This window comes from Fusicatenibacter saccharivorans, assembly GCF_027667425.1.
In the GTDB taxonomy this organism is placed as follows: Bacteria; Bacillota; Clostridia; order Lachnospirales; family Lachnospiraceae; genus Fusicatenibacter; species Fusicatenibacter saccharivorans.
Genome location: NZ_JAQEGR010000041.1, coordinates 1 through 903 on the forward strand (window position 1 = coordinate 1; position 903 = coordinate 903).

Annotated in this window: 2 protein-coding genes; both read left to right on the plus strand. The window is 44.6% G+C overall.

The annotated features are described in order from the left end of the window. Nucleotides 1-112 precede the first annotated feature (112 nt). Nucleotides 113-526 (plus strand): IS66 family insertion sequence element accessory protein TnpA, encoded by a 414-nt coding sequence (tnpA, locus tag PGS38_RS17375; RefSeq protein WP_055228349.1) that lies wholly within the window; start codon nt 113-115, stop codon nt 524-526. Then, nucleotides 520-864 (plus strand): IS66 family insertion sequence element accessory protein TnpB, encoded by a 345-nt coding sequence (tnpB, locus tag PGS38_RS17380; protein ID WP_009246070.1) that lies wholly within the window; start codon nt 520-522, stop codon nt 862-864. The genes tnpA and tnpB overlap by 7 nt, the downstream gene beginning before the upstream one ends. Nucleotides 865-903 lie beyond the last annotated feature (39 nt).

A 903-nucleotide genomic window follows, 5' to 3' on the forward strand; every position in this document is an offset into this window, starting at 1 on the left:
AAAAAATATCCCATAATAATCAATAGAGAATGCAAGCATTTTACTTCATCTTTTCTTGCTAGAAATGATAGATGCGAGCATTTTACTCTATTAAAGTTATGGAGGTGTGCTCATGAGAAGCAAAAGAATACCTGCCGAAGAACAATACCGTCTCATCATGGAATGCCGTCAAAGTGGATTGACAGATCATCAATGGTGTGTGGAACATGATATCAAGCCAGGAACTTTTTACAACTGGGTAAAAAGACTGCGTCAGAAAGGTTGTGTGGATTTGCCGGCGTCAACTGGACGCACCTATCGCGCACCAGAAGGCCAGGAAGTTGTCAGAGTGGAGTTTCATGATACTGACCCGATTCCTTATGAACAGCCATTAAATGTAATTCCGGCAGCTACGGAAAGGAATAACTTTTCTGTAGCAGAGTCAATGAAGCTGTCTGTAGGCAGCTTTCATCTAACAATACCAAATGGAACAGATCCTCAGCTTCTGGCTCAAACGCTTCGAATTGTGAAGGAGCTGGAATGTTAGGGGATATCACAGCCGCCGATGAAATCTATATCGTAACAGGCAGAACGGATATGCGGAAATCCATTGACGGGCTGTGTGCTATTGTAGAGGATCAACTCCATATGGATCCAAGGCGAAGTGCCCTGTATCTTTTCTGTGGAAAACGTTGTGACAGGATCAAAGCTTTGCTCTGGGAATCTGACGGATTTGTGCTGCTGTATAAACGTATGGAAGTTCAGGGCAGGTTTCGCTGGCCCAGAAATCAGCTGGAAGTAAAACAATTGACCTGGCAGCAATTCGACTGGCTCATGTCCGGGCTTGAAATCGAACAACCCAAGGCATTCAAACCTACGGAATGATCGCGTAAACGGAGGGGCTTCTCACCCTGTATCATGTCT